This is a genomic window from Sphingomonas sp. So64.6b (genome assembly GCF_014171475.1).
Taxonomy (GTDB): Bacteria; Pseudomonadota; Alphaproteobacteria; order Sphingomonadales; family Sphingomonadaceae; genus Sphingomonas; species Sphingomonas alpina_A.
Window position 1 is genome coordinate 4,432,501 of sequence record NZ_CP048817.1, and the last position, 26,273, is coordinate 4,458,773.

The following is a 26,273-nucleotide window of genomic DNA, read 5'->3' on the forward strand; positions in this document are numbered from 1 at the left end:
GGTAGCGGAGCGTTCCGTAAGCCGGTGAAGCGATCTGGTAATGGGTCGTGGAGGTATCGGAAGTGCGAATGCAGACATGAGTAGCGATAAAGAGGGTGAGATGCCCTCTCGCCGAAAGACCAAGGGTTCCTGCGCAAGGCTAATCCGCGCAGGGTGAGTCGGCCCCTAAGACGAGCCCGAAGGGGGTAGTCGATGGGAACACGGTTAATATTCCGTGACCTGGTGGTGTGTGACGGATCTCGTGTGTTGTCAGGCCTTATTGGATTGGTCTGGCTTCGAAGAGGTTCCAGGAAATAGCCCCACCGTATAGACCGTACCCGAAACCGACACAGGTGGTCAGGTAGAGTATACCAAGGCGCTTGAGTGAAGTGTCCTGAAGGAACTCGGCAAATTGCCTCCGTACCTTCGGAAGAAGGAGGCCCTCACAGCGGGCAACCGTTATGAGGGGGCACAGGCCAGGGGGTAGCGACTGTTTAGCAAAAACACAGGGCTCTGCTAAGTCGGCTTCAAGACGACGTATAGGGCCTGACGCCTGCCCGGTGCCTGAAGGTTAAGTGGAGGGGTGCAAGCTCCGAAATGAAGCCCAGGTAAACGGCGGCCGTAACTATAACGGTCCTAAGGTAGCGAAATTCCTTGTCGGGTAAGTTCCGACCTGCACGAATGGCGTAACGACTTCCCCACTGTCTCCAGGACATGCTCAGCGAAATTGAATTCTCCGTGAAGATGCGGAGTACCCGCGGTTAGACGGAAAGACCCCGTGCACCTTTACTGCAGCTTCAGAGTGGCATTAGGAAAGAACTGTGTAGCATAGGTGGGAGGCTTTGAAGCGACGGCGCCAGCTGTCGTGGAGCCATAGGTGAAATACCACCCTGTTGTTTTCTGATGTCTAACCTCGATCCATGAAACTGGATCAGGGACCCTCTGTGGCGGGTAGTTTGACTGGGGCGGTCGCCTCCTAAAGAGTAACGGAGGCGCGCGAAGGTTGGCTCAGGACGGTTGGAAACCGTCTGTTAGAGTGCAATGGCATAAGCCAGCCTGACTGCGAGACTGACAAGTCGAGCAGAGACGAAAGTCGGTCATAGTGATCCGGTGGTCCCTTGTGGAAGGGCCATCGCTCAACGGATAAAAGGTACGCCGGGGATAACAGGCTGATAACCCCCAAGAGCTCATATCGACGGGGTTGTTTGGCACCTCGATGTCGGCTCATCACATCCTGGGGCTGGAGCAGGTCCCAAGGGTTTGGCTGTTCGCCAATTAAAGTGGTACGTGAGCTGGGTTCAGAACGTCGCGAGACAGTTTGGTCCCTATCTGCCGTGGGCGTCGAAATTTGAGAGGAGTTGACCCTAGTACGAGAGGACCGGGTTGAACATACCTCTGGTGTACCTGTCGTTTCGCCAGAAGCGCAGCAGGGTAGCTATGTATGGACGGGATAACCGCTGAAAGCATCTAAGCGGGAAGCCTCCCTCGAGATAAGATTTCATAGAGCCGTCGGAGACCACGACGTTGATAGATCGGATGTAGAAGTGCGGTAACGCATGGAGCTAACCGATACTAATTGCTCTATTTGCGCTTGAGAGTCCCGCCATCAACGACAACTCTGGGTAACACCAGCGTTTGTCCGAGAATGTCGGATGATGATTAAGAGCTACGCCTAATACAACTACACCTGAATTCCAGGCTAAGTGTGCATCGATTTTAGAACCGTTTTTCGCTCCCTTTAAGGGCCCCATCTGGCTTGCCAGATGGGTGTTCTCACCGGCTTCATTGCTTGGTGGCTATAGCGTCAGTGCCCCACCCGATCCCATCCCGAACTCGGCCGTGAAACCTGACTGCGCCGATGGTACTATCGCTTAAGCGATGGAAGAGTAGGTCGTCGCCAGGCATTGTAGCCGGTGAGCAGTGAAAAACGAATTCTAGTACGGAACCCATTCACATGTCTTTTCCCCGCTTCATTGCGGGAGAAGAACCTTGGCGCGGGGTGGAGCAGCCCGGTAGCTCGTCAGGCTCATAACCTGAAGGTCACAGGTTCAAATCCTGTCCCCGCAACCAACGGACAATCGCCCGCAAACCTCACGGTTTGGCGGGCTTTTTTGCGTCTGGCGATGATCGCCAGGCCAGGTTGCGCCTCCCGCTGGAGCGCGCCCGCCGTTGCGGTCGAGGCGCAGCAGGCTCGCCGCCCATCGGTCATGCCAGCGCTTGTCAGCGCTCACAAACCATCGATCTAATCGTTTCGATGACAGCCGCTCCTCCCGAAATATGCTTCAACGCCGCCCGAAGTTCATCACAGGAGTCGGGTCCGTGTCGCTCACCCCAGTACAGCAGTCCGCCTATAACGACATCAAGAGCAAGCTCGACAATGGCGGCTGGTTCAACACCGTCACGCATGACGAGGTCAACGATGTCGCGGCCAAGCTCAAAGGGCTGAGCGCGACCGACGCCGATGCGGTGATCGACGAAATGCAGCGCAACGGCGAACTCGATCGCTTCGCGTCCGAAGCGGTCGACGGGTCGTGGTTCGGCAATGGCGGTTATACCGACAATGAGCGCCGCGACATGTTCACCGATCTGGCGGGCAAGCTCGACGGCGACAGTCTGGCCAAGGTGAGCAATGCGTTCGCCAAGGCATCAAGCGGGGAGGACGGTTATAACCGGGTCGGCGAACTGGCCGATGCCGTCGCGTCGCACGCGTCCTCGGCGGCGAAGGTTGACTATGTGAAGGCGCTCGCTGCCCAGTCAACGGACGGCAAGGGACTGGACGGTGCGAGCTTCGGTGGTTCCTGGTCGCGCGAAGTGGATGCGGAAGCGTCGGCGATCGGCAAGGTGATCGGATCGATGCGCGGCGCGCAGGCGGAGGCCGCGTTCGGCGCACTTGACCAGGATCAGCTGCGCGCGGTGATGAATACGGGCATCGACCAGAGCAACCAATATTCCCAGGGCGGCGTCATCACCAGCTTCGACGCCAAGGGGTTTCAGTCGGTGATGGACGCGGCCGTCAGCACCACGAACGCGGATCTCAAGGCGCGCATCTTCGACGCCGGCGCCGATGCATTGCGCACCGTGCGCGACACGCAAGGCGTGGGGCTCGGCCAGAATTCGCCGGACCGGAACGAAACTCTTTCCGCCGTCACCGATTCGATGACCAAATTGCTCGACAGCGACACTGCGGGCATCGCCCGCGAGCTGACCTATAACACCGAGACGCAGGATGGCTCGGATCTCGCCGCTTATGCTCAGGTGATGATCGCCGACGGCAAGGAAGCCAAGCTCGGCGAGCAGATGGCGCGACTTCAGTTCGGTAATGACCTGCAGGGTGATCCAATCGCCCGGCTCAACCAGACGACCAACGTCAACGGGCAGGAACGGCGCGAGAATGCCGGTACGCTTGGATATTTCACTGGCGCGATCTACGCTGGCGCCGCGGCCCATTCCAAGGACGTGAAGGCGCAGCAGGAGGTGGTGACGGCGGTGCTGAAATCGGTGCTCACGGTGGTCGACAAGGCGGGCGTGGGCGGCAAGGCCGTTGGCACGGCGGCAAGCGTCGGCAAGGAATGGGTGCAATTCGCGGTAAGGGCGGCGATCGCCGATCCGGGCGCGACGGCGGCACAGAAGCTGGAACGCGCCGCCTTGCCGCAGGACCCGCAAACCGGCGAGCTCGGCGTGGGCGATCCGGTCGCCGATGCCTTCAACACCACGCTGAGCCGCGTGCAGCGCACCGCCGAACCGTGATCGGCCGCGGTGCTCCATCACGGTTCAGGTGGCGCTGGCCAGCGCCCCTTGTCGCGGTCTTGATGCTGGCCGCTTGCACCCAGAAGGAGCCGACCGCCATGTCCCTGCCAGACCCTCCGGCGCCAATCGTCCACCCTGCGGAATATGCATTTGGCGACCAGGTGGCGAGCGCGGAGGAGCATCTGGTCGGGCAGGTCGATCAGCTGTTGCGCACCCGCTTCGGCAAGCCGGTCGAAGCGCATCTCGCCGCACCGACCGCTACCGACTTCGCGGCGCTGCGTCGCTGGTATGGTGAGCGGGCCAAGGGCTGGCAACCATTGCCCGATGTCGAAGGCGCGGCCAAAGCGGGTCGCGGGCAGGGCTTCGGCTTTTCGCATGGCGATCAGGCCTTTGTGATGGTCTGGCTAACACGTGACGCAGCGGAAGGAGCGAACCCCGTCACCATCCTTCGTTACGGAAAAGCCGGCTAAAGCGGCTCGCGCTATCGCGCTTTCTGTTGAAGAGCGCGGAGCGCGACGACCCAGCCCTAAACCGGACGCAGGCCGCCCAGCAGGGTCGGAATCAATTCCGACACGGTGGGATGGATCGGCACCGCCCATTGCAGCACGGGAAAGTCCAGATCGGCGTGCATCGCGTCGATCAGACCATGGATCGCTTCATCGCCGCCGACGCCCAGGATCGCCGCGCCGAGGATTTTCCTGGTCTCGGCATCGGCAACGACTTTCATCAGGCCATTGGTCTCGCCTTTTTCGATCGCGCGCGACACCTGGCTTATCGGCCGGGTCGAGACGAGCAGCGGCCGGCCGCTGTCGCGTGCCTGCGTCTCGGTCAGGCCGACCCGGCCGAGCGGCGGATCGGTGTAGAGCGCATAGGCCGGCACGCGATCGCTCACCCGCCGGTTCTCGCCATCGAGCAGGTTCGCGGCGACGATCTCGAAATCATTATAGGCGGTGTGCGTGAAGGCGCCGCGGCCATTGCAGTCGCCCAGCGCCCAGATGCCCGGCACATTGGTCGCCAGACCCTCATCGACTTGGATATAACCACGACCGTCGACCGTGACGCCGGCCTGGTCGAGCCCGAGATCGTCGGTGTTGGGCTTGCGCCCGATCGCGAGCAGGACATGCGACCCGATAACCTGTGGCGCGCCTTCGGTACAATCGACCGATGCGGCGATGCCCTCGGCATGAGGGGCGAACGAGATGCATGTCGCGTTGGTGCGAATCTCGATCCCTTCGGCGATCAGCATTTCGCGGATCGCCTCCGATATCTCCGGATCCTCGCGCGCGATCAGGCGCGACGACATCTCGACCACCGTCACGGCGGCGCCGAAGCGCCGGAACATCTGTGCGAATTCGAGCCCGATATAGCTGCCGCCGATCACCACCAGGTTGTGCGGAACCTCGGTCAGTTCGAGGATCGAGACATTGGTGAGGAAGTCGATCTGGTCGAGCCCGGGCATCGCTGGTGCGTTGGCGCGGCCACCGACATTGAGGAATATCTTCGGCGCGGTGATCGGCTCGCCGCCGACCTCGATCGTGTCGGGCGCGGTGAAGCGGGCATGGCCGCGTAGCAGAGTCAGCCGCGCCATGCCGATCAGCCATTGTTCGAGCCGGTCGCGCGACCCCGACGATACCGCCGCCGCCCGTGCCTGGACTTTGGCCATGTCGATCACCGGCGGCCCGTCGATGCCGACGCCATAGTCATCGGCCCGGCTCGCCATGCGCGCGACATAGGCGCTCGCCACCATCGTCTTTGTCGGCGTGCAGCCGGTATTGACGCACGTCCCGCCGACCGCACCGCGTTCGATCAGCGCGACGTTCATCCCGGACGTGGTCAGCCGCCCGGCAAGTGCCGGCCCGGCCTGACCTGCGCCGACAATGATCGCGTCGAAGCTGCGGCTCATGCCGCGCAGCAGACGATCAGGTAAGCGCCGGCGATCGCCACCGCGTCCTCGATCAACGCCGCTGGCCGGTCGCTGCCGAACAGTCCGGCCAGTTTCGTGCGTGCCGCTGCGCCGCCATAGGTGCCGATCACCGCCCCGATCAGCCCGGCAACGATGCCGGCGGCGATCGATCCGCCGCCCGCGCCGCCCGCCGCACCGATCGCGCCGCCGCTAAGGCCGCCGGTCAGCAGGCGCGCGATGAATTGCGGCGGCACCTTACGGCTCGGCGTCGAGGGGAGTTGGTCGGTGACGAGTTCGGCCAATGCCAGCACCGACAGAATCCACGGCGTGAAACGATAACCGAGAAAGGCGAGCCAGGTGCCGTCGACATGCAGCCAGCCAAAATGGGCGGCCCAGCTCACCGCGGCCGGCGCCATCATCGCGCGCAGGCCGGCGACGACGCCGATCAGCAACGCCAGGATCAGAATGGTCATGCGCGGTCCCCTTCGTTCCGGTCAGGTAATGATGCAGGATATTCTTTTTCCCACGCGAGTCTCGTGCGAAATCGAAGGCGGTTTTGGCGCTTGATGACGACGCTGCGATGGGATGAACGTCGGGCATCCCAATACGTCACCCCGAGCGAAGGCTGGGATCTCTCGCGTGGGCAGCCGTGTCGAACTTCGCGGAGAGATGCCAGCCTGCGCTGGCATGACGTTGGGGTGAGGCGTGGTTACGGAGCCAGCGATTCACCTTGCAGACTGTCGTCGTCATGACGCTTCCGGCGGAGGCCCGCAGCGTCGCGGAAAAGGCCATCCGACCGACCCTTTGACTCGGCTGACTCGGAACCGAAAGACTATGACCTACGTCCCGCCATTTCCCGATATTCCCGTAAAGCGTGCGCAAAATTCCCGCTACGCCGCACCGATTTTCCCGCAGTTTTTCCCGCAGTTTCCCGCAGAACGCCCAAAAAACCATTCTCCCGCAAAATTTCCCGCAGCTGCGCGAATATTGGCATCGGGCTGCGATCCATCGGAGCTCGTGCGGCGCCGAACGGAGCCATGCCACCGATTCAATCTTATCCGCCCGGCCATTACATCGCCCCCAACGGTGTCCCATCCACTGCCGTTCCGCTCTTTCACATGACCATCAACCACAGGCCGCGCGGACCGGGGCGCTTTCAATCCGGCCAACCACGCCATATCACCCATGAAACGGCAACCGTTGGGGACATGGACGATCATGACAATTGCCGGCCCGACGCTATCCCCCGGCGAAACAATGGCCGACTCCGCGAGCGGCGAGACGCGAGCCCGGTTCGATGCACATCAGTTCCAGGCATGGCTCGCGGAAAATCATGCGGGGTCGAACGGTATCTGGCTGCTGATCCAAAAAAAGGGATCCGCCGCGAAATCGCTGACCATCGGCGAAGCGCTGGACGTCGCACTGTGCTTCGGCTGGATCGACAGCCAGCGAAAGAGCTACGATGGCGATTTCTATCTGCAGCGTTATTCGCGCCGACGCACGGGCAGCCCATGGTCGCGGCTCAATGTGCTGCGGGTCGAGGCGCTGGCCGATGCGGGGCGGATGCAGGCGCCCGGCTTGGCCGAAGTGGCTACCGCGCAAGCGGATGGGCGCTGGGCCATTGCCTATCAGCCGCAGCGCGATGCGGAACTTGCGCCGGATATCGTCGCGGCACTGAAGGACAATGCTCCCGCCGCCGCCGCTTTCGAGCGGCTCGACAAGACTGGCCGTTACGCCGTTTTCCTGCCCGTCCTGAAGGCCGTCACGCCCGAAATCCGCGCGGCTCGTCTTGGCAAGGCAATCGCCAGGTTGACGTCCTGATCTAACGAAGGCGCGTTATTTCGTCCGCTTGATCGCCGAGCGCGCGCCGCCGATCAGCCGCGACATGACCAGCTGCTCGACCCCGGCATGACCAAGCCCGAGATGGTCGGGCCTGACCGCGACCGCGTCGCCCAGTCCGATCGTCCCGGTACGCAGCGCCGCGCGCCCGACCCTGCCCCAGCGCCGCGCGGTCTCCCAGCGGATCAGGGTCAGGCTCTCGGCATCGATCGTGCGGGTCGACAGGAAATCCTCCTGCAGGCGCGCCAGTGCGGAGCCGAGCTGGAGCAAAGCGACGCGGTTGGGCACCGGCTCTTGTCCCATGATATGGTGTACGACGAGCCTGGCGACATCGTGCGCCTCGTCGCCGAACAGATCGCGATAGGCCTCGGCGAGCACCAGCGCGGCATTTGCGCGCATCGTATCGACATAACGCTGCGACGCGCCACCGCAGTGGCGGCGATAGACCAGCAGTTCGTCGTCGAGCCGCGCAATCCGGCCGAGCCGTGCGAGGCGGTGATAGAGATCGAAATCCTCGGCGTAGAGAATCGCGGGCCGGGTGAACGGATCAAGCTGTCGCGCGGCATCGGCGCGGATCATCACCGATGACCAGACCAGCGGATTCTCGATCCTCAGCAGCCATTCGATCAGCGATGGCGTCGAGCTTGCGGCATGGCTGGTGGCGGAGAGCCGTCCGTCCTCGAGCGCCGCCGCCGCGGTGCCGAGCAGCACCGTGTCGGGATTGGCCTCGAGATAGGCAACTTGCCTGGCGAGCCGTTCGGGACGACACAGATCGTCCTGGTCGAGTCCGGCGATGTACCGCCCCCGCGCCGCGGCAAAGGCGCGGTTGCGCGCGCGGACCGGGCCCTGATTGGTCTCGCTTTCGATCACGCGAAGCCGCGGGTCGTCGATCCCGCGTAGCACGGCGAGTGTGTCGTCGGTCGACCGGTCGTCGACCACGACGATCTCGAAATCGTTGAAGCTCTGCGCCTGCAGGCTGGCGATCGTTTCGCCGACCAGGCCCGCGCCATTATACGCCGCCATGACGATACTGACGGCGGGGGTCGTCATGCCACCGCCCTGATCTGACTCGCCGCCGTTCCTTCCAGGATCTGATCAACGATCATCTGGCCGACATCGTTCTGCCACAACCACAGGCCATTGGCCTGGCCCGAGAAACTCGCTTCGCCGCCAAGCGCGCCCCACGGCACGAAGCCGGCGGCAAGGCCGATGCCGTAGACGCCGGGAACGGGCGTTCCGTCGGCATGGACCACGCGGCAATGCCGGTCGACCATCGCGCCGCCCACCTGTGCCGACAGCGCGATCGGCTCGCCCTGCATATCGCTGAGCGGCAATGCGTGAGGGCGATAACCGAGCGCCGCAACGACGATATCCGCGCGATCGAGATGCTCGCGTGCCGCTATGTCGTCATCGCCGGTGATGCGGTGAAGCGCGATGCGTGGATCGGGTGCGCGGCCATCGATACCGAGCATGCGTAGCACCAGTTCGCGCGCCTCGAGTCGGAAACCGGCCAGGCGATAGACGAAGCCGCTGACCGGGCAGATGTCTTCGGGGCCGAAATCGGTGAAGCCTTCGGCATGCGCTGCTTCGACCGATGGGTAGAAGGGCCGTAACGGACGACGGTGGAGCAGAGTGATGCCTCCCGCGCCGAACGGCAACGCGGGGCTGCCCTTCAGCAACAGGGCGATGCTGGTCAGCGCGCTGGTCGATCCGCCGATCACCGCGATGCGAGGGTTCCGCTTGCCGGCGAGCAGATCGGCAACCTTGGCGAAGCCGCCGAGCGACAGGATCTCGTCGGACTGCAGGAGCTTGTCGCCGACCTGTTCGACCAGCGAAACGCCTGCGACGCTCTGACGCACCAGCCGGCCGAGCGGCTGATGCCCGCCGGTGGCGATGACGATTCGGTGCGACAGCTGGTCGAACTCGATCCCGTCGGCACGCCGCTTGAGCCGCGTGCGCCACAGGCCGTCGGTCGTGCGCTGGCTGCCCAGCACTTCATGCCCGGTCAGTACCGATCCACCATTGGCGGACACGATATCGGCCAGCCGGTCACCGGTCGCGCGCAGCAATGGACCCGCTTCGACCAGAGGCACGCCAAGCGCATTGGCATAACGCTCGACCGCGCGGCCCGCCGGGTGCGCCATGATCGCCGCAAGTTCGGGGTGGGGGTTGTCCTTGACCGCGGTCAGGAAGGTTTGCGCGGTGCTGTCCGAATTGATCGCATAGCGACCGAGCCGACCGCCGCCGATCGCATCGTCGCGCTCGACCACGACCAGGCCGGCGCGGGCCAGATCGGCTAGTTGGCCTTTCTTGCTCGCCGCGGTGAGCAGTGCGGTACCGGCTGGTCCGCCGCCGACGATCAGCGTCGAGGCGATCATGGGCTGGCGCGCTACGGCCGGCACGGATGCGGCCTCGGCGTGGCAGATAGATTTCAGCGTGGCGGCGATATGATGCGCATCCGCCGGCGTCATCGCATCGGTGATCGGCAGCGACAGCATGCGTGCGGCGACCCGGTCGGCGACCGGCGTCGGTTCGATCAGTGCGCTGGTCTGGAACAAGGGCTGCTCGGCGAGATGCGGGCTGAAATACCGCCCTACGCCGATCCCGGCGTCGGCAAGCCGGGCGACGATATCGTCGCGCCGTGCGGCGAGTGTGTCGGGCAACAGCATCGGCATGAACTGCATCGCGCGCCGCCGCCCCGATACCGCCTGCAGCGTGAAGTCGCTCAGGCTTTCGCGATAGGCAGCTTCGATCGCGGCGCGCGCATCGCATATCGCCTCGATTTCGCCGAGCTTGGCGCGCGCTAGTATCGCGATCACTTCGGGCAGCTTGGCGTTGATGCCGGGCAGGGTTGCGTTGCGTCCGCTCTCGAAGCCGAAATTGATCATCGCGCGCAACGCATCGATCAGACGCTTGTCGCCGCTATGGACCAGCCCGCCTTCGGCCACCGCGAAGGTCTTGGTCGCGTGCATCGAATAGACCACCGCGAACGGCGCATCATGGCCAAAGCCATTGCCGGCGCCATCGACCGTGCCGAGCGAGGATGCCGCGTCGATCACCACGCCGACGCCGAAGCGCTGCTGCAGCCAGGCGTAGCGATCGAGATCGATCGCATTGCCGAAGGTCGCATAAGGGACGATCACGCCGATCCGGTCGCCGTGATGGTGGAGCAATTGCTCCTCCGCCTCGGGCGATGCGCTCCATTCGTCGGGATCGACATCGCAGATCAGCGGCGTCAGGCCGGACCATAAAGCGGCCTGAGCGGTCGCGGCGAAGGTCAGGCTGGGCATCAACGCGAGGCCGCCGGGCCGACCCGCCTCGATCGCGGCATGCTTGATCGCGACCATCAGGCCGAGCGTGGCGTTGGACACCGCAAGACTCGCGCCGCGACCGCCGAACAAGGTGTCGGTGACCTCGGCTTCGAACGCGCGGACTTCGGGCCCGTTGTTGCTGAACACGCCGGAGGCTTCGACCCGGCGCAACGCATCGCGCTGCTCGCTGAGGCGTGGCGGGTTGGGGGCAATCAGAGGAAAATGACGCATGCGCGTGCTTATGCCCGGTGCCGACTAAAAACCCGTTACGATCCCGGGACGCGCGATCTACGGGTTTTCCATTGCTCTCGCCACGCAACGACCTATCGTATCGCTAACGCATCAAAAGGGAGACGCCATATGGCGACCGAGTTCCTTCTCAACGGAGCAAAGGCGACCTTCGATGGCGACCCCGACACGCCCCTGCTTTGGGTGCTGCGCGATCATCTCGAACTGACCGGCACCAAATATGGCTGCGGTATCGCGCAGTGCGGCGCCTGCACCGTTCATCTCGACGGCAAGAACCGCCGCTCCTGCGTAACGCCGGTCGGCACCATCGCCGGGCGCAGCGTCACCACGATCGAGGGAGTGACGGGCAAGACGGCGGATGCGGTCAAGGCGGCGTGGGTCGCGATCGACGTGCCGCAATGCGGCTTCTGCCAGTCGGGTCAGGTGATGTCGGCGATCGGCCTGCTCTCGATCAAGCCGAACCCGAGCGACGAGGATATCGACCATGGCATGGCGGGTAACATCTGCCGTTGCGCGACCTATGTCCGCGTCCGCCAGGCGATAAAGGATGCCGCGAAATCGGCGGGAGCCGCATCATGAACGCGCCCTTCGATGCCAAGGGCGCGAGCCGCCGTGAATTTCTCGGCAGTTCGGGCCTGGTGCTCGGCCTTGCGCTGCCGCTTGGCGGCCGGGCCGCCGCCGCGACGGCGCCGGCCGATGCCGCTGCGCCGTTTCAGCCCAACGCGTTCGTGCGCATCGCCGCCGACGACAGCGTCACGGTGATCATCAAGCATATCGAATTCGGCCAGGGCCCGGCGACCGGCCTGACCACGATCGTTGCCGACGAACTCGACGCCGATTGGGGCCAGATGCGCATCGCCTTCGCGCCTGCCAACGATCCGCTCTACAAGAACCTGCTGTTCGGTACGATGGGCACCGGTGGCTCGACCGCGATAGCCAATAGCTGGATGCAGCTGCGCACCGCCGGTGCCGCCGCGCGCGCGATGCTGGTCGCGGCCGCCGCGCAGAAATGGAAAGTGCCTGCCGCCGAGATCAAGGTATCGAAGGGCGTGATCAGTCACGGCAAGCTCAAGGCAAGTTTCGGTGAGCTTGCTGCCGCCGCCGCGCTGCTGCCGGTGCCGGAAAAGCCGGTGCTCAAGACGCCCGACCAGTTCACCCTGATCGGCACCGATGTTCCCAAAATCGACACATTGGTCAAGACGACCGGCACGGCGCAATTCACCATGGACACGCGCCGCCCCGGCATGGTGATCAGCGTGATCCAGCATCCGCCCGCATTTGGCGGTACGGTCAAGGCCGTGCGCGATGCGGCCGCGCTGGCCGTGCCCGGCGTGGTCGCGGTCAAGGCGATCCCGCATGGCGTGGTGGTCTATGCCAAGGACACGTTCGCGGCGATCAAGGGCCGCGCCGCGCTTGAGATCGACTGGGACCTGTCCAAGGCGGAAACCCGCTCGACCGAGACGATGATCAAGACTTATGCGGCCGCCGCGGCGACACCGGGCAAGCAAGCCGAGGCAAAGGGCGATGCCGCCGCCGCGATCAAGGGTGCGGCGAAGACGCTCGATGCGACTTATGTCTTTCCCTATCTCGCGCATGGTCCGATGGAGCCGCTCGACGCGGTGATCGAGCCGCGTGAAGGGGGCGCGGACGTCTGGATGGGCAGCCAGTTCCAGGTCGGCGAGACCGCGGCGATCGCCACCACGCTTGGCGTACCGTTCGCCGGCATGACGCTTCACGAGCTTTATGCCGGGGGCAGTTTTGGCCGGCGCGCGACGCCGGCGATGGAATTCGCGATCGAAGCCGCCACCGCGGTCAAGGCGCTCGGCGGCAAGACCCCGGTCAAGCATATCTGGACGCGGGAGACCGACTTGCTCGGCGGGCGCTATCGTCCGCTCGTGGTTCATCGTGCGCAGGGAGGAGTCGATGCGGCGGGGGAGATCGTCGGGTGGGATTCGGTCATCGCCGCCCAGTCCTTCATGATCGGCACGCCGTTCGAAGACAAGACCAAGGGCTATGACGATTCGATGATGGAGGGCGTCACCGAAAGCTCCTACGACTTTCCAGCTTTCCGCGCCGGCTTCCATGTCATGCAGAATGGCGTGCCGACCTTGTGGTGGCGCTCGGTCGGCAACACTCACACTGCCTATGCGGTCGAAACCTTCCTCGACCAGCTGCTCGAACTCGGCGGTAAGGACCGTATCGCTGGGCGGCTCAAGCTGATGAAGGATGATCGCGCCAAGGCGGTGCTCAACCGTGTTGCCGAACTGGCCGGGGGGCTCGATGCGAAATCCGGCCGCACGCGCGGCGTTGCCTTCCACAAGAGCTTCGGCAGCTATGTCGCGCAGATCGCCGAGGTGTCGAAAGGCGCGGACGGCCTGCCCAAGGTGCACAAGATGTGGTGCGCGATCGACTGCGGCATCGCGGTCAACACCAATGTCATCCGCGCGCAGATCGAGGGCGGGATCGGCTATGGCCTTGGCCATGCGCTCTATAGCGAGATCACGCTGGGCGAAGGCGGGGTGGTGCAGCAGAGCAATTTCGACAGCTATCGCTCGTTGCGTATCGGAGAGATGCCGGAAGTCGAGGTCGCGATCATCAAGTCCGGCGCCAACCCGACCGGCGTCGGCGAACCCGGCCTGCCGCCGACCGCACCCGCCGTTGCTAATGCCTGGCGCAAACTAACCGGCAAGGCGGTGCGCCGATTGCCCTTCGCGCATGGAGACAATGTATGAAACTGGGCATGATCCGGCGCGTCATCCCGCTTCGCTACGCAACATTGGCGGTCGCTGTCGTCGCCTTGCCCGTCGCGGTGCTGGCATCGAATACGCAAACGGCTGTACCGGCATCGACCGGCCTGAAGGCATCCGCCAGCTTCGCCTCGATCCGTAATCAGGATGCACGCTCCGCCGCGCTGTTTACGGAGATGGGCAAGGTGATCCAGAGCCCGCGCTGCCTCAATTGCCATCCGCGCACCGATCGCCCCAACCAGAACGATGCGATGACCCCGCACAATCCGCCGGTGGTGCGTGGCCCCGACGGCCATGGTGCGCCGGGTCTTGAATGCGCGACATGCCATGGGCCCGCCAATGTCGCCTTCGCCAATGGCTCGGGCAGCATTCCCGGAAACCCCAATTGGCACCTCGCGCCGATCGAGATGGCGTGGGAAGGCAAGACGCTCCGCCAGATCTGCGAGCAGATCAAGGATCCCAAGCGCAACGACGGCAAGTCGCTTGAGCAGCTGATCGAGCATAACAGCCATGACAGCCTGGTCGGCTGGGGATGGAATCCGGGCAAGGGCCGCGTGCCCGCACCGGGCAGCCAGGCCGAGTTCGGGGCGCTGACCAAAGCTTGGGTGGAGAGCGGCGCGAAGTGTCCGGCTTGAGCGATTTCACGACGATCGCGCTCGCCGTCGATGATGACATTGCGACGATCACGCTCGACCGGCCGGACAAGCTCAACGCGTTCAATCAGGTGATGATGGAGGAATTGGTCGCGGCGTTCGACGCGACCGATGCCGACGACAGGGTTCGTGCGGTGATCGTCACCGGCGCTGGGCGCGGTTTCTGTGCAGGGGCCGATCTGTCCGGCGGCGCCGCGACCTTCGACTATGACAAGAGCGGCGGGTGGAATGGCGCGGACTCGCCGACGCGTGCCGACGGCAGCGTCGATTATAGCCACCCTGCGGTGCGCGATGGCGGCGGTATCGTGGGACTGCGCATCTTCGAATCCAGGAAACCCGTGATCGGCGCGATCAACGGCCCGGCGGTCGGGATCGGTGCGACCATGACCTTGCCGATGGATTTCCGCCTGGCGAGCGAGGTGGCGCGCTTCGGTTTCGTGTTCGCGCGGCGCGGCATCGTGCCGGAGGCGGCGTCGAGCTGGTTCCTGCCGCGCCTTGTCGGCATCGGCCAGGCGCTCGAATGGTGTTATTCGGCCCGCGTGTTCGATGCAGCCGAGGCACTGAAAGGCGGCCTGGTGCGCAGCGTGCATGCGCCTGATGACCTGCTTCCCGCCGCCCGGGCACTGGCGAAGGAGCTGACTGGCGAGGGCGCGCCGGTCTCCATTTCGCTGATGCGCAAGATGCTGTGGACCGGCATGGGCATGGCGCATCCGATGGAAGCACACCGCCTCGAAAGCCGCGCGATCTGGGTGCGCGGCGCGAGCGGTGACGCGGCGGAAGGCGTGGCGAGTTTCCTCGACAAACGCGCGCCCGTTTTCCTCGACCGCGTGTCCGAAGCATGGCCCGACTTCACCGACTGGTTCGACGACCCGCCTTATGATTGAGAAGGCTGCCCCGGCCGAAGCCGGGGCGCCGGTATCAGAACTTCGCGCCGGCGCGAACGCCGATCGTGCGCGGGGTGCTGTAAACGATCGTGGTGCGCTGACCGCAATTACCGCAGGCTTGGGCGCGGGTCAGCTCGGCGCGCTCATTGAACGCATTCTGCGCGAAGATTTCGAGGCTGAATTTGCCGAAATCGGCGCCGACCGCGAAATTGGCGGTGGTCGATGCCTTAATTCGCCCGAACGATGTCGCCGCAGCCACACGAATGTCCGCCGAAGCGGAACTCTGGTGCGCGACCAGCCCCTGGATATAGGCCTTCGCCTCGCCGAGCGGCACCGTGTAGCGCGCCGTGGCATTGGCCTTGAAGCGTGGCGTGATCGGCAAGCGCGTCCCGATCGGCGCTGCTACATTGGCGGGATCGCCGCCGCATTGATAGGTGGGATCGTCGAACGTGCACAACAGCTGCGTCGTCTTAGCGTCGGTGTAGGAACCCGCCGCCGTCAGGGTCAGCCCGCCGGTCGACAGGTTCGCGTCCATCTCGACGCCGCGAATGCGAGCGTTCGGGCCATTATGGATTTCGGTAAAGCTGTTCTGGCCCAGGAACGAGAATTGAAACTTGTCCCATTCCTGCTGATAGATCGCACCATTGAGCCGCAACAGACCACCGAACAAGGTCGTCTTCGCCCCCAATTCGTAATTGGTCAGGAAGTCGGCGGCATAAGGCTGCACATCGGCACGGCGATTGATGCCGCCGGGACGGAAACCGCGCGACCAGGTGCCGTAAAGCAATATGTCTTCGGTCGGCTTCCAGGTCAGGTTGAAGCGATAGGTCGCGCCCTGACCCCCGGTCGATTTGGGTTTGAGAGCGCCGCTCGCATAGGTGGCGAGGTTGGTACACGGGCTGCCATCGACCGTCGCAGGGAGCAATGTGCCGCCCGGATTGTCGCGTAATGTCTGGCCGGTCGTGGTGAAACAGCCGGCAACGCCGGTACGAGAGCTGGCGGCCCCGTTATACGGAGGCCCAGCCGGATTTCGGCCGAAGCCGAAGAAGCCGATCAGTGAATTGTCGTAGATATAGCCGCGACCACCCGCGGTCAGTGTCAGGTTGGGCAGAATGTCGTAGCTCGCCTCGCCAAACATCGCGTAATCCTTGTCGACGCGATGCTGCTGGGTCAGCCACAGCGTGCCGGGCACGCCGTTAACCGACAATTCCGGTGCAAGATTGGCCACTTGGTAATCCTGATGGATCGCGTTGCTTTGACGCTGATAGAACAGGCCGGCGACGACGCGGAAGCGCTCTCCTTGCGGCGACGCGACGCGGAATTCCTGGCTCATCTTCTTGAAATGATCTGACGCCACCACGAACTGACGCGGGTCGATCGTATTGCCCGCGGCATCGTTGAAATAGAAGCAGCCGGCGATACCACTGCAGCTGAAACTGCCGTCTTCGCTGACGTAATTCGCATAGAGCTGGTCATAGGCTTCGGAATAATCGGTATAATCGGTTGCCGAATGCGCGGTGCGATCAAGATAGGCACCCGCATAGGTCACGTCCCAATTGCCGACCTTCCCTTCAATCGTCAGCGCCGCCTGGACGAAGCGCTCCCGGCGACTATCGGGAAAGAAGCGCTGCACTTTGAGGTCGCCGACACGTGGATCCGAAGCGAACGTGCCGTTGGTCTTCTGCTCCTGGTAGATGACGGTCGGCGTTACTGTCCAATTGTCGTCCAAATCGATCTTGAGTGCAGCGCGTCCGCCATAGACCTCGTTCTTGTTGAAATCCTTCTTGACGAACGCGTTGTTGTTGATCGTGCCGGTATAACCCGGCGCCAGGTTGGTACCGGGCGGAATGATGAAACTGCGGGTGCCCGCAACATTGTCGATATAACCGGCGTCACGCTCATAGAAGCCGACGACGCGTAGCGCCGCGCTGTCGGACAGCGGAATATTGACAAAGCCTTCGAGCTTGCCGCCGACACCGCCTTTGTCGACCGTGTTCACTTCGCCATCGATCGCGCCAGAAAAGCCGCTCGTGTCGGGCTTGTTGGTGATGATGCGGATCGTGCCGGCCTGCGACGACGCGCCGTATAGTGTGCCCTGCGGTCCGGCGAGACTCTCGATCCGCGCGATGTCATAGACGTGGACGTCGAGCGTGCCGCCGATCGTCGTCACCGGCTGTTCATCGAGATAGACGCCGACCGAGGGCAGCGAGCCCGAATGGTTGCCGTCGCCGCCCGATGCCACGCCGCGCATATAGACCGTCGTCACACCTGGCTGCAGGCTCTGGAACGAGACCGACGGCAGCAGCTTCGAATATTCTTCGAAATTGCTGATGTTGAGCTGGTCGAGCTTGCGCGTGCCCAGTGCCTGGATGCTGATCGGCACATTCTGAAGATTTTCTTCGCGCTTCTGCGCGGTGACGATGATGTCGTCCGAATCGTTCTCGACCGCTGCGGCGGGCGTGTCGGCCGATGCCTGATCCTGCGCGAAGGCTGGCGAAGCGATGAAGGCGGCGGACGCCAGCATGGTGGCCAGTGTGGAGCGGCGCTTGTTAACTTGCATGACGATCCCCCGAAGCGACATTCTATTGCGCCAGACTGTTCGCAAGCGCAGCAACCGTCAACGGTCCGATATGGACCTACTCATTTCATGACCGCAACGTGACAGTTTTGCCACGCCTCGATTTCCGCGCGTCAGGGGAAATGCGGCGTGTCAGGATAGGTGTCGAGCACATCGCCCAGCGCCAGCTTCAACGGGTCGAGCCAGGGTTCGAACGGTTTCCAGGCTTCGGTGCCTTCGCGGAAGATCGGCTGGCGAACCTGTTCGGAACTGGCGGTGCGCACCGCGCGGTCGGTCTTGTGGAAATCGAGGCACGCAGGCTCGAATTCGAGCCCGCACGCGGCGAGCAGGAGGCGAACCTCGCCTTCCGTGTCGTCGACCATGTTTTCATAGATCACGCGGTGCACGCGTCCCGGCAGCGCGGTATCGATATGCGCCATCAGCCGCACATAATCGCGATAGTAACGGCCCATATCGTCAAGCGAATAGCTGAATGTCTGGCCGCGCGCGAAATGCTGCTTGTAGTTGGAAAAGCAGCAGCCGAGCGGATGGCGGCGTGCGTCGATGATTGTCGCGTTGGGCAGGATCAGGTGGATCAAGGGCAGATGCGCCCAGTTGTTGGGCAGCTTGTCGATGAAGAACGGCCGGTCGGTACGACGCTGAATCCGCGTACGCTGCAGATATTCTTCGCCGAGTTCGTGCAGCCGCTCAAGCGGTACGTCGGCGAGCCGGTCCGGATAATCGGTCCAGCGTCGTGCGAACACGGGAATATCGGGAAGTTCGGATGTGCCCTCGACCAGCGAATGGCTCGACAGGATCTGCTCGACCAGGGTCGATCCCGCGCGCGGCATGCCCAGGATGAAGATCGGGTCCGGCGCATCAAAGCCGGCGCCGGCGCGCGCGGCGACGAAGTCGGGGGTGAAGAGACGGATGCTGCGATCGACGAACGCTTCGGTTTCGTCGGCTTCATAGACGATTTTGGTTCGGCGCAGCGTATTGCCGGCCTGGTAATGGCCGAACGCTTCCGCCGGCTGCTTGCGATCCTCGAATGCCTTGCCCAGTGCGAAATCGAGGTGGAAGCGATCCTCGTCGGAAATATCACCACGTACCAGCTGCGCCTGCATCGCCGCGATATCATGATCGTCGAACCTCACCGTCTTCAGATTGGCGAGGCTCCACCATGCTTCCCCCAGTTCGGGGCTGAGTTCGATCGACCGGCGATAGGCAGCCACGCCATCGGCCTGACGTCCGACCGTCTTGAGCATATGGCCATACGACATCCACACCTTGGGCTGGCGCGGCGCTTTTTTCAGTACCTCTTCGTACAACGCGATCGCCTCGTCGAACCCGCCGATCCTGCCGAGCGCCGCCGCCTTGAGATTGGCATGGCCGGGATTGTCCGGTTCCTCCTCCAGCACCAGATCGAGCTCAGCAATCGCCTCGTCCGCGCGGTTCTGGCGATACAGCACGATGGCGAGGTTGGCGCGCGCAGCGGTGAAATCCGGCGACAGCTCGATCGCACGGCGCAACAGGTTTTCGGAATCCTTGTAGCGCCCGATCCGCCCGGCCAGTTCGGCGAGCATGCGGATCGCCTGAACGTCGAACGGGTCGGCCTTGAGATGCGCCTTCAACAGCGGTTCCGCTTCCGAAAGGCGATTGTCGTGCAGCGCCAGTGCCGCGTCGATCAGACGTTGTGGCCAGCGGGGTGTGGGAACGGCGGCGAAAGTCATTGAACCGCCCTTAGCGTGAGAATGCCGCGCGTGAAATCATCTCCTGCCGTTCGGCCCCGGACTTGATCCGGGGTTGTCGAAACCCCGCCCGCGCCAAATGCGGACATCGGCTGGGGAAGCCGCCCTTCGACAGGCTCAGGGCGAACGGAGAGGCTGGCGCGGCGTCGCATATAATGCCTAGACTGAAGTCGGCAGGGGGAACGGTAGATGACCACAATATCACGCCGCGCATTGGGCTTCTGGACCTGTCTCGCGCTGGTCATGGGCAATATGATCGGTTCGGGCGTCTATCTTCTCCCCGCGACGCTCGCGCCGCTGGGCTGGAACGGCATGATCGGCTGGATCGTCACGATCGGCGGCGCGCTGTGCCTCGCTTTTGTGTTCGCCCGGCTTGGCGCGAAGCTGCCGATCGCCGGCGGCCCTTACGCCTTTACCCAGGCGGCGTTCGGGCCGGCGGCGGGTTTCGCCGTCGCATGGAGTTATTGGGTGCTGATCTGGGCGGGCAATGCCGCGGTCGCGGTTGCGGTGGTCAGTGCGCTCAGCCTGATCTTTCCGGTGCTGGGACAGGCGCCGGCGCTGGCCGCGCTGGCGATCATCTGGGGGCTGATCGCGGTCAATATTCGCGGCGTCGCGCTTGCCGGCCGGGTGCAGTTCGCGACCATGGCGTTAAAGCTGGTGCCGCTGGTCGGCGTGATCGCGCTCGCCGCCTGGCTGTTGCTGCGCGATGGCGCGGGGGCGGTCGCGGCCAATCCGCCGGTGCCGCTGAGTGCGGGCGCGATCGCCGGGGCGGCGGCGATCACCTTTTGGGGCTTTCTCGGCGTCGAGGCGGCGACGGTGCCCGCCGACAAGATCGCCAACCCCGCTTATGTCGTGCCGCGCGTGACCCTGATCGGTACCGCGCTGACCGGTCTGGTCTATCTGCTCGTCTCGGCGGCGACCGCCTTTCTGATGCCCGCGGCGATCACCGCTGCATCGCCCGCGCCGATCGCCGAATTCCTCGGTCGTGAATTCGGATCGCGCACCGCCGATGTCGTTGCGCTGTTCGCCGCGATCAGCGCGTTCGGCGCGCTTAACGGCTTCATCCTGCTCCAGGGCGAGGTGCCGCGTGCGATGGCGCAGGGCGGCGTGTTTCCCGCCTGGTTCGGCAAGGAGGGCGCGCGCGGCACACCGGTCCGCGCGCACCTCGTTTCGGGCGTGCTGGTCACCCTGGTCGCCTTGTCCAACTATACGCGCGGTATGGGCGACCTGTTCACCTTCATCGCTTCGGTCTCGCTCGCCGCCGGCATGCTTGCCTATTTCGCCAGCGCGCTTGCCGCGATCCGTTTGCTGCCCGACGACCTCCCGCTCAAAGTCGCAGCGGCGATCGCGGCCGCCTTTGTCGTGTGGATGGTCTATGGCCTTGGGCTGGAGGCGAATTTGTGGGGACTTGCGCTGCTCGTGGCGGGGCTGCCGGTTTATCTATGGGTCCGCCACACTCGGATGCTAACCGAACAGCCGGCCTAATACGCTGCGATCGCGGATGATCTCATGCGCGGCATTGTGCCCTGGTGCGCCGGTCACGCCGCCACCAGGATGCGTGCCCGCGCCGCACATATAGAGCCCTTTGATCGGGCTGCGATAATCGCCGTGGCCAAGCATGGGCCGCGCTGCCCAGAGCTGATCGAGCGACATATGACCATGCATGATGTCGCCGCCGATCAGCCCGAACTTGCGCTCCAGGTCGAGCGGCGAATGGATTTGCCGCGCGATGATCGAGCCTTTGAAATTGGGGGCGTGCTTGGTGACGGTGTCGACGATCAGGTCCGCCGCCGCCTCGCGTTCGTCGTCCCAGTTGCGGCCGTCAGGCAGGACCGGCGCGAACTGTTGGCAGAACAGGCTGGCGATATGCTGTCCCGGCGGGGCGAGGCTGTCGTCGACCGAGGTCGGGATCTTCATCTCGACGATCGGCTCGTCCGACCAACCCTTGGCCTTCGCATCGGTGAACGCCTTGTCCATATAATCGAGCGTCGGCGAGATGATGATGCCGCAAGTGTGGTGTTCGGCCACTTGCTTGCCCGGCAGGACCGAGAAATCGGGCAGCTCGGACAGAGCGACATTCATCCGGAACGTGCCCGACCCCGCCTTGAAATTGTCCATCCGCCGCGCGAATTCGGGCGTCATATCGGCGCGGTCGACCAACTGGCGATAGAGCAAAGCCGGACCGACATTGGCCGCGACTACCTTGGCCGCGATCTCCTCGCCGCTTTCCAGCGTCACGCCGGTGACGCGGTTGCCATCCACGAGGACCTTGGCGACCGGCGTCTCGAGGCTGATCTCGACACCCAGTTCGGTGCACGCCTCGGCCATGTATTTGGTGATTGCACCCATGCCGCCGACGCTGTGGCCCCAGGCGCCCTTCTTGCCGTTTACTTCGCCGAACACATGGTGGAGCAGGACATAGGCCGACCCCGGCGTATCGACGCTGGCATAATTGCCGACCACCGCGTCGAAGCCGAACGCCGCCTTCACATAGTCGTTCTCGTACCAGCTATCGAGGAAGCTGCGCGCCGATTTGACGAACAGGTCCATCACATCGCGCTGCGCCTCGATGTCCATGCCGGTGAGTTTGCGGCCCTGTGCCGCCGCGGCGATCAGTGCGCGGACGCCGCCGCCGGCATTGGGTGGGGTCTTCAGCGCCATGTCGCGCAGCACTTCGGCGACGCGCTCAAGCGCTTCCTCGTACTTGGGGAAAGTCTCGGCATCCTTGGGTGAGAAGCGCGCGAATTCGGCCTGAGTCCGCGCAGTGCCGCCACCGAGCTTCAGATAGCCGTCGTCATGCGGGAAGAAGTTCGAGATGGTGCGCTCGATGATTTTCCAGCCGCGCTCGTGCAGCCGCATGTCCTTGATCACCTTGGGACGGAGCAGGCTGACCGTGTAGCTGGCGGTCGAGTTGCGGAAACCGGGGTGGAATTCCTCGGTAACGCACGCCCCGCCAATCACATCGCGGCGTTCGAGCACGCGGACCTTCAAACCCGCTTTGGCGAGATAGAAAGCGCAGACCAGGCCGTTATGCCCGCCGCCGATGATCAGTGCGTCGTAGGATTTGGTCATGCTCGCTCCCTTAAGCCCTCTCCCTTCGGGAGAGGGTTGGGTGAGGGTGACTGCAAGGCCACCTTCGTCCCAATCACCTCACCCTCCCGCCGCTGCGCGGCTCCTTCCCTCTCCCGATGGGAGAGGGACACTTAATCCACCACTCGCGGCCGGCGGCTCCAGCCCGGCGCGGGCGCGCGGTGCTGGCGTGCCTCCGGGATGATGCGGCGGATCTTCTTCGCGAAACTGCGCAGGCATACCTCGCTCGCGCCGATCGGGCCGGCGGTATAGGTCTGCGAGGCCATGCCGCGCTGCACCCGCTCGATCAGCCAGGTGTCCTCGGCATTGACCGTGCGGTTGATCCGCCAATTGGCATAGCGCACCAGCTTCATCTCTCGGCGCTTTTCTTGAGGAGTATGGGCATCGGGCAGCGCAAAGCACATCTCGCGCAACAGCGATGTGGTCGGCGTCAGCGGTAGCCATTGCATGAAATCGATCTGATCGGCGTACAGGTCGAACGCCATATTCGGCCACAGCTTGAAATAGAGCCAGAGTCGCTGATTCTCCTCGGGCAAATGATCCACCTTGGGCAGATGCTTCTGGTAGAATCGCTCCCATGGATTGGCCGAAGGGCGGTCGACCAGCCGGCCCGACATCTTGTCGACCCATGGCTCAGCCTCGATCGCATAGCTTTTGCCAAACAGCCGGGTCAGCCCGTCATGCGCGACCGGGATGTGAAGATTGTCGGAATAATTGTCGCCGACATTCTTCCAGTTTACCGCCCGCTCTCGCGCGCGCACCGGGCTGATCGTCTGCATGTCCTCGAAGCGATAGGGGGCGATCTGACCGTCATAGGGCGCCATCATTTCGGCGACCGACGGCCCGCCATCATCCTCCAGCCGCACGAACACGAAGCCGCGCCAGATCTCGACCCCGATCGGAGCAAGCCCGTTCTTCGCCATGTCGAGCGCCGGATAATCGCCGCGCATCGGCACGCCGCTCAACCGCCCGTCAAGCTCATAGGCCCAGGCGTGATAAGGGCAGACCAGCTTCTTCGCGCAGCCTTGCGGCCCTTCGACCAGCCGCATCGCGCGGTGGCGGCAGACATTGGCGAAGGCGCGGACCTGGCCATCGTCGCCGCGCACCGCGAGGACGCTTTCGCCGATATAATCGAGCGTGTGGTAATCGCCGGGCTTCGCGATATCCCCGACATGACAGACGATCTGCCAGGAAGGGCGAATGACCCGCGCCACTTCGACATCGAAATATTCCTGATCGGTATAGAGCCAGCCGGGCAGACTCCAGTCCGCGTCCGGATCATGCGCTTCCATATCGGCAAAACGATGCGCCATCCCGGCCTCCCGCCATTTTCCCTCAGGGTCGATCCTTTGTTGAACGATCGTATAACAAGCTGCGCGGTAACGCAATTGCTGTTATGGCGGTGCAATGACTCAGCCTGCCTTCTCCCGCGCCGAACCTGATGCGCGCCGTCTCAGCCTGATCGAGGCGACCGCGCGCGTGCTTGCCTCGCATGGTGCGGCGGGGGCGTCCGTCCGGGTGATCGCGGTCGAGGCAGGCGTGTCGCCGGGGCTGGTCAGCCATTATTTCGACGGCATCGATGCGCTGATCGCCGCGACCTATGTGCATGTCGGCGAGCGGGTCAGCAATGCACTCGATGCCGGCGTAGCGGCGGCGGGAACGGATCCGCGCGCGCGGCTCGATGCCTATGTCACCGCCAGCTTCCACCCGCCGATCGCCGACCCCGGCCTGCTCGCGACTTGGCTGGCATTCTGGAGCCTGGTCAAAACGCGGCCGGGGATCGCCGCGCTGCATGACGATATCTACGCCGCCTATCGCCGCGACCTGGAGGCACTGCTGGCGGAATGCGGCGTCGCGCCCGGTGATCTGCGCCTGACCGCGATCGCGATTACCGCTCTGGTCGACGGGCTATGGCTCGAACTCTGCCTGTCGCCGACCACTTTCACCGCGGATGAGGCGCGCGGCATTGCCGGACGCCAGATCGCGGCGCTGCTGGGCTGACTGTCCCACCTCCCTTGACCGTTCGGGCTGAGCCTGTCGAAACCCCCGTGGCCCACGACGCGCCAGGAGTTGTGACATGCGCCCTTCGACAGGCTCAGGGCGAACGGGATCGGGGTGGATGGCCCTATTTCGACAAATCCGTGATCAATGACCGCCAATAAGCCATGGACGGCTTGATATTGGCCAGCGGCGTGCGCTCGTTGAGGCCATGGCTGAATGAATCCGATTCCTTGATGAAGGTCGGGCTGACGCCATAACTCGGCACGCCGCGGCTACGGAACCACATCGAATCGCTTGCCCCGGCGGACATACCGGGGATGATCGGCACGCCCTTATATCCCAGGTCGAGTGCTTTCCTCACCGCCTTCATCACATCGGGCCGCATCGGCGAGGCGTCGTTGGGAATGGTGCCGGTATCGATATATTTGATCGTCATCGCCGGGTCGGCGGCGACCTCGGCCAGCTTTGCCTGCACATCCTCGACCTTCACGCCGGGAAAGATGCGGCAGTTGATCAGCGCGGTGGCGCGTTGCGGCAGCGCGTTGATCGCATGCCCGCCGCTGAGCATGGTCGCGACGCAAGTCGTACCGATCTGGCCGATATAGGCCGGGTTGTCGGTCAGCGTGGCGATCGCCACCTTGTCGGTCTGGTCGGCGGCGAAGGCGCGCATCGCCGCCGCGATCTCGTCGGTCTGCTGCTTGGCGGCCTCGGTAAAGAATGCCTTGGTCAATTCGTTCGCCTGGGGCGGGAATTGATAGGCGCCGATCCGGCCCAACGCGGCGGACAGTTGATAGATCGCGTTGAGCTTGCGCGGTGCGCTCGAATGGCCGCCGGGATTGGTGAATTCGAGCTGGAAATCGGCATAGGTCTTCTCCGCGCCCTGCAGCGTGAAGAATTGCGGATGGCCGTCCTCGGCCAGCGTGCCGCCACCGCCATCGGCGTTGAGCACCAGTTCGGCATTGGGGAATTTCGCCGCCAGTGCCTGGGTCGTCTTCATCACCGTTTCTTCGTCGCCCGAAAAGGCCACGACAATGTCGCGCCGCGGCTTGAAGCCGTCGCGCTTGAGCTGCAGCAGCGTGGCGATCACCTCCGCCCCGTCGAGCTTCATGTCGGTCGCGCCGCGTCCGAACAGATAGCCATTCTCGATGATCGGCGTGAACGGGTCGCGCTGCCAGTCGGCCGGCTTGGCCTCGACCACATCCATATGGCCGGAAATGACCAGCGGCTTGGCCGCGCTGTCGGTGCCGCGGTAATAAGCGACGAACATCGCGGTATCGTCGATCCGGGTCACCGTCACATCGCCGGCGGCGAACCCGCCCTCGATCAGCAGCCCTTTCAGATAGTCAGCATAGTCGGGCGTCTGGTTGCCCGGTCCCTGCACGGTTCGAAAGGCGATCGCGCGCTTGGTGATGTCGAGCGCCTGGGTCTCGGCCTGGCTGTTGTCGGCGCCTTTGGCGTGTGCCGTGCCGGTCATCAGCGCAAACGCCACCACCATCGAACCGAATTGCCGCATGCGCATGACCCTTTTTTGTCGTTGAGCGGGTGATGCTACGATGTGGAGCGGT

Annotated in this window: 18 protein-coding genes, 1 tRNA gene and 2 rRNA genes (1 of these 21 running past the window's edge); 12 read left to right on the plus strand and 9 right to left on the minus strand. The window is 63.8% G+C overall.

What is annotated here, in order from left to right; genetic code table 11:
• From G4G27_RS21310 to G4G27_RS21330, 5 genes are all read left to right on the plus strand, one after another.
• Positions 1-1,576, plus strand: a 23S ribosomal RNA gene (locus tag G4G27_RS21310) (it extends 1,233 nt beyond the left edge of the window).
• A gap of 191 nt (positions 1,577-1,767) precedes the next feature.
• A 5S ribosomal RNA gene (gene rrf, locus G4G27_RS21315) occupies positions 1,768-1,882 on the plus strand.
• Positions 1,883-1,972: 90 nt separating this feature from the next.
• Positions 1,973-2,049 (plus strand) — tRNA-Met (locus G4G27_RS21320).
• Positions 2,050-2,298: 249 nt separating this feature from the next.
• Complete coding sequence (locus G4G27_RS21325) at positions 2,299-3,726, plus strand: hypothetical protein (RefSeq protein WP_183110488.1); 1,428 nt, start codon at positions 2,299-2,301, stop codon at positions 3,724-3,726.
• A gap of 98 nt (positions 3,727-3,824) precedes the next feature.
• The gene (locus tag G4G27_RS21330; protein WP_183110489.1) at positions 3,825-4,196 is read left to right on the plus strand and encodes a hypothetical protein; all 372 of its coding nucleotides are present in this window, start codon (positions 3,825-3,827) and stop codon (positions 4,194-4,196) included.
• 56 nt (positions 4,197-4,252) lie between these two features.
• Here the strand turns inward: G4G27_RS21330 and G4G27_RS21335 are convergent, their stop codons facing one another.
• Both G4G27_RS21335 and G4G27_RS21340 read right to left on the minus strand, forming a co-directional pair.
• Positions 4,253-5,629, minus strand: coding sequence for an FAD-containing oxidoreductase (locus tag G4G27_RS21335; protein WP_183110490.1), 1,377 nt, complete (start codon positions 5,627-5,629; stop codon positions 4,253-4,255).
• Positions 5,626-6,102 (minus strand): DUF4126 domain-containing protein, encoded by a 477-nt coding sequence (locus G4G27_RS21340; RefSeq protein ID WP_183110491.1) that lies wholly within the window; start codon positions 6,100-6,102, stop codon positions 5,626-5,628. Before G4G27_RS21340 ends, G4G27_RS21335 begins: the two co-directional genes overlap by 4 nt.
• Before the next feature lie 784 nt (positions 6,103-6,886).
• Here G4G27_RS21340 and G4G27_RS21345 point away from each other — a divergent pair.
• Complete coding sequence (locus G4G27_RS21345) at positions 6,887-7,450, plus strand: YdeI/OmpD-associated family protein (RefSeq protein WP_183110492.1); 564 nt, start codon at positions 6,887-6,889, stop codon at positions 7,448-7,450.
• Between the two features lie 15 nt (positions 7,451-7,465).
• Here the strand turns inward: G4G27_RS21345 and G4G27_RS21350 are convergent, their stop codons facing one another.
• Both G4G27_RS21350 and G4G27_RS21355 read right to left on the minus strand, forming a co-directional pair.
• Entirely contained in the window at positions 7,466-8,518 is a 1,053-nt protein-coding gene (locus tag G4G27_RS21350; RefSeq protein WP_183110493.1) for a glycosyltransferase, read from the minus strand.
• Positions 8,515-11,010: a DegT/DnrJ/EryC1/StrS family aminotransferase gene (locus tag G4G27_RS21355; RefSeq protein ID WP_183110494.1), complete on the minus strand. Its 2,496-nt coding sequence runs from the start codon at positions 11,008-11,010 to the stop codon at positions 8,515-8,517. Before G4G27_RS21355 ends, G4G27_RS21350 begins: the two co-directional genes overlap by 4 nt.
• A 129-nt stretch (positions 11,011-11,139) precedes the next feature.
• On the opposite strand from G4G27_RS21355, the gene G4G27_RS21360 reads away from it, so the two are divergent.
• The 4 genes from G4G27_RS21360 to G4G27_RS21375 are packed head-to-tail and all read left to right on the plus strand — an operon-like array spanning position 11,140 to position 15,312.
• Positions 11,140-11,607, plus strand: a complete 468-nt coding sequence (locus G4G27_RS21360) for a (2Fe-2S)-binding protein (protein WP_183110495.1) — start codon at positions 11,140-11,142, stop codon at positions 11,605-11,607.
• Positions 11,604-13,760 carry a molybdopterin cofactor-binding domain-containing protein gene (locus tag G4G27_RS21365; RefSeq protein WP_183110496.1) on the plus strand — a complete coding sequence of 719 codons (2,157 nt, stop codon included), beginning with the start codon at positions 11,604-11,606 and terminating at the stop codon, positions 13,758-13,760. The genes G4G27_RS21360 and G4G27_RS21365 overlap by 4 nt, the downstream gene beginning before the upstream one ends.
• Positions 13,757-14,410, plus strand: a complete 654-nt coding sequence (locus tag G4G27_RS21370) for an Isoquinoline 1-oxidoreductase subunit (RefSeq protein ID WP_244624449.1) — start codon at positions 13,757-13,759, stop codon at positions 14,408-14,410. The genes G4G27_RS21365 and G4G27_RS21370 overlap by 4 nt, the downstream gene beginning before the upstream one ends.
• Positions 14,407-15,312, plus strand: coding sequence for a crotonase/enoyl-CoA hydratase family protein (locus G4G27_RS21375; protein WP_244624738.1), 906 nt, complete (start codon positions 14,407-14,409; stop codon positions 15,310-15,312). Before G4G27_RS21370 ends, G4G27_RS21375 begins: the two co-directional genes overlap by 4 nt.
• A gap of 34 nt (positions 15,313-15,346) precedes the next feature.
• Here G4G27_RS21375 and G4G27_RS21380 read toward each other — a convergent pair whose 3' ends face one another.
• Both G4G27_RS21380 and G4G27_RS21385 read right to left on the minus strand, forming a co-directional pair.
• Complete coding sequence (locus G4G27_RS21380) at positions 15,347-17,872, minus strand: TonB-dependent receptor (RefSeq protein ID WP_183110498.1); 2,526 nt, start codon at positions 17,870-17,872, stop codon at positions 15,347-15,349.
• A 131-nt stretch (positions 17,873-18,003) separates the two neighbouring features.
• The gene (locus G4G27_RS21385; RefSeq protein ID WP_183110499.1) at positions 18,004-19,599 is read right to left on the minus strand and encodes a sulfotransferase; all 1,596 of its coding nucleotides are present in this window, start codon (positions 19,597-19,599) and stop codon (positions 18,004-18,006) included.
• Positions 19,600-19,806: 207 nt separating this feature from the next.
• Between G4G27_RS21385 and G4G27_RS21390 the strand changes: the two genes are divergently transcribed.
• Positions 19,807-21,102 carry an amino acid permease gene (locus G4G27_RS21390; RefSeq protein WP_183110500.1) on the plus strand — a complete coding sequence of 432 codons (1,296 nt, stop codon included), beginning with the start codon at positions 19,807-19,809 and terminating at the stop codon, positions 21,100-21,102.
• Here G4G27_RS21390 and G4G27_RS21395 read toward each other — a convergent pair.
• Both G4G27_RS21395 and G4G27_RS21400 read right to left on the minus strand, forming a co-directional pair.
• Complete coding sequence (locus G4G27_RS21395) at positions 21,082-22,689, minus strand: NAD(P)/FAD-dependent oxidoreductase (RefSeq protein WP_183110501.1); 1,608 nt, start codon at positions 22,687-22,689, stop codon at positions 21,082-21,084. The genes G4G27_RS21390 and G4G27_RS21395 overlap by 21 nt on opposite strands.
• A gap of 131 nt (positions 22,690-22,820) precedes the next feature.
• Entirely contained in the window at positions 22,821-24,020 is a 1,200-nt protein-coding gene (locus G4G27_RS21400; protein ID WP_183110502.1) for an aromatic ring-hydroxylating dioxygenase subunit alpha, read from the minus strand.
• A 94-nt stretch (positions 24,021-24,114) separates the two neighbouring features.
• On the opposite strand from G4G27_RS21400, the gene G4G27_RS21405 reads away from it, so the two are divergent.
• The gene (locus G4G27_RS21405; protein WP_183110503.1) at positions 24,115-24,708 is read left to right on the plus strand and encodes a TetR family transcriptional regulator C-terminal domain-containing protein; all 594 of its coding nucleotides are present in this window, start codon (positions 24,115-24,117) and stop codon (positions 24,706-24,708) included.
• A 124-nt stretch (positions 24,709-24,832) separates the two neighbouring features.
• Here G4G27_RS21405 and G4G27_RS21410 read toward each other — a convergent pair whose 3' ends face one another.
• The gene (locus G4G27_RS21410) at positions 24,833-26,221 is read right to left on the minus strand and encodes a M20/M25/M40 family metallo-hydrolase (RefSeq protein WP_183110504.1); all 1,389 of its coding nucleotides are present in this window, start codon (positions 26,219-26,221) and stop codon (positions 24,833-24,835) included.
• Between the last annotated feature and the right edge of the window lie 52 nt (positions 26,222-26,273).